The sequence below is a fragment of the Kitasatospora sp. NPDC091257 genome, assembly GCF_044757675.1.
Taxonomy (GTDB): Bacteria; Actinomycetota; Actinomycetes; order Streptomycetales; family Streptomycetaceae; genus Kitasatospora; species Kitasatospora lactacystinica.
Map to the genome: position 1 here is coordinate 1 of NZ_JBIVVI010001443.1, position 2,011 is coordinate 2,011.

The 2,011-nt window shown below is 76.4% G+C and carries 3 protein-coding genes; 1 reads left to right on the forward strand and 2 read right to left on the reverse strand.

Annotated features, from left to right (window positions below):
- Positions 1-841 (forward strand): hypothetical protein (locus ACIQOV_RS39180; RefSeq protein WP_401055637.1); only part of this gene is annotated, 841 nt, incomplete at its 5' end.
- An 81-nt stretch (positions 842-922) separates the two neighbouring features.
- Here the strand turns inward: ACIQOV_RS39180 and ACIQOV_RS39185 are convergent.
- Positions 923-1,444 (reverse strand): hypothetical protein, encoded by a 522-nt coding sequence (locus ACIQOV_RS39185; RefSeq protein WP_401055639.1) that lies wholly within the window; start codon positions 1,442-1,444, stop codon positions 923-925.
- Positions 1,441-1,941: a hypothetical protein gene (locus ACIQOV_RS39190; RefSeq protein ID WP_401055641.1), complete on the reverse strand. Its 501-nt coding sequence runs from the start codon at positions 1,939-1,941 to the stop codon at positions 1,441-1,443. Before ACIQOV_RS39190 ends, ACIQOV_RS39185 begins: the two co-directional genes overlap by 4 nt.
- Positions 1,942-2,011 lie beyond the last annotated feature (70 nt).

Below are 2,011 nucleotides of genomic sequence, written 5' to 3' on the forward strand. Positions count from 1 at the left end.
CCAGGGCGGCTACGGCTACCCGGGCCACCCCGGCCCGCAGACGTACCCGGGCCCGCAGGCGTACCCGGCTGCGGGCTACGGCCAGCCCGGCCCCGGCTACCCGCCGATGGCCGCGGCCCCGCTCCCCGCCCCCAGGCGGGCCAAGCCGGGCGTGATCATCGCCGTCGCGGTCGGCGTCCTGGCGGTCGGCGGCAGCGTCGCCGGAGTCGCGCTCAGCCACGGCGGCGACCCGACGGCGGACCCGACCACCGACCCCACCGTTTCCGTCAGCCGCAGCGCCGGCCCGACCACGAGCCCCGGCCCCACCCCGAAGCCGGCCACGCCCAAGCCCGCCCCGGTCCTCAGGAGCACCGTCGCGGACCAGCAGCACTCGATCACCCTCCCGGTGTTCGAGGGCTGGGAGGTGACGACGACCGACACCCCGCAGTGGTCGGTCTACCTCGGCAGTGGCCGCTACACCTGCGCGAACGGCAAGGCCTGTATCCGCGGCCGGTTCTCGGTGGAGAAGAACACCATCCAGGGCGACAGCGCGAAGGCCGCCGCCGACGCCGCCATGCCGACCGTCGCCAAGCAGATCTTCAGCGGGATGACCTCGCAGACCGACTACGGCTCGGGCAGCCTCGCCGTCGCCGGCGTGGCCGGCTACGCGACCCGCTGGCACATCACCAACGCCGACGGCACCCAGGGCTACGTCCTGCTGGCCGCCCTCCCCGCGAAGGGCGGGGGCTACGTGGTCTTCGACGGCGGCGTGGACGACGACCCGGCCGCCCCGGACGTCTCGGTGCTGGACCAGATCCTCCTGGGCGTCAAGAAGGACGACACCCCCACCAGCGGCACCTGACGTCGTTCCGGCGGTGTCGCGACCGCCGTCGCCCTCGCGGCCGGCCGTAGCCGCCCCGCCTCCGGGCACGAGGCCGCGCGGCTACGCCGACCGGTCGTCCGGGAACCGCTCCGGGAAGGTGGGCGGCGGGAGCGGGAGCGGGCGTGCGGTGGGCCGGTCGCTGCGGCGCAGGACGAAGACCACCGGGAGGGCGATCAGGCTGGGCCCGGCGAGCAGGCCGGCCAGCCACTGGCGGCCCTCCAGGCCGACGATCACCGAGCCGGCGAGCATTCCGGCGGCGAGCACGAATCCGGCCGCCAGTCCGCCGGCGTAGAGCTGGTGGGCGCGCTGGTCCTTGCGGTCCTGAGCCGCGATCCGGGCGCGCTCGGTCACGTGCTCCTCCCGCATCCGGGCCGCTTCGAGCACCGAGGCCGACGCCGTCCGCTCGCGTTCCAGCGACGCCTGGTGGCGTTCCCGGGCACTCTCCCGGGCGTGTTCGCGCCGGAGTTCCAGTTCGAGGTGCTCCAGGGCCACCCGCAGGTGCTCGGGCGGAAGTCGGGCCCACTGGGTGGCGATCTCCAGGGCCGTCGGACGGCGGGTGCGGCTCTCCTCGGGGGTGGTCACCGGTCGTCACCTCGGGGCGTGGGGGCGGTGCGGTCGGGGCTGCGGGCGGCGCCCGGCGGCGGGCCGAGCCGGAGGAAGAGGCGTTCCAGGCCCTCGGTGACGGTCTCGGCGGCCACCGGGGTCAGCGGGTCGTCGGCGTACTCCAGCAGGGGCCGGTGCCCGGCCCCGGCGCCGCTGCCGGAGACGTCGGACCGGTAGACCGGCCCACTGCCCACCGGCCCAACCTCCGAAAGACCCGGCGGCAGGCCCGCGGGGACGGGGAACCCCAGGCCCATGGGTGCGGGCCCGGTCGGCAGCGGGCTCTGAACGCGCCTCCCGGGCCCGTCCGCCCGTGCGCCCGGTCGTGGCGGCGTCGGCAGCGCCAGCGCGGCCAGCACCGCCGCGGCCAGCGCCGGAACGGCCGCCCACCAGCCGATCCCGGTGGCGGCGTACAGGACCAGCGTCCCGGCCCAGACCAGGACGGCCGCGCCGCCGAGCACCGAACGTCTGCTCTCCACACCGCCCCCTATCCTCCGATCCGAGCCTACCCATGACGAGGGCCCCCCGGTCGGAGAACTCCGCCGAGGG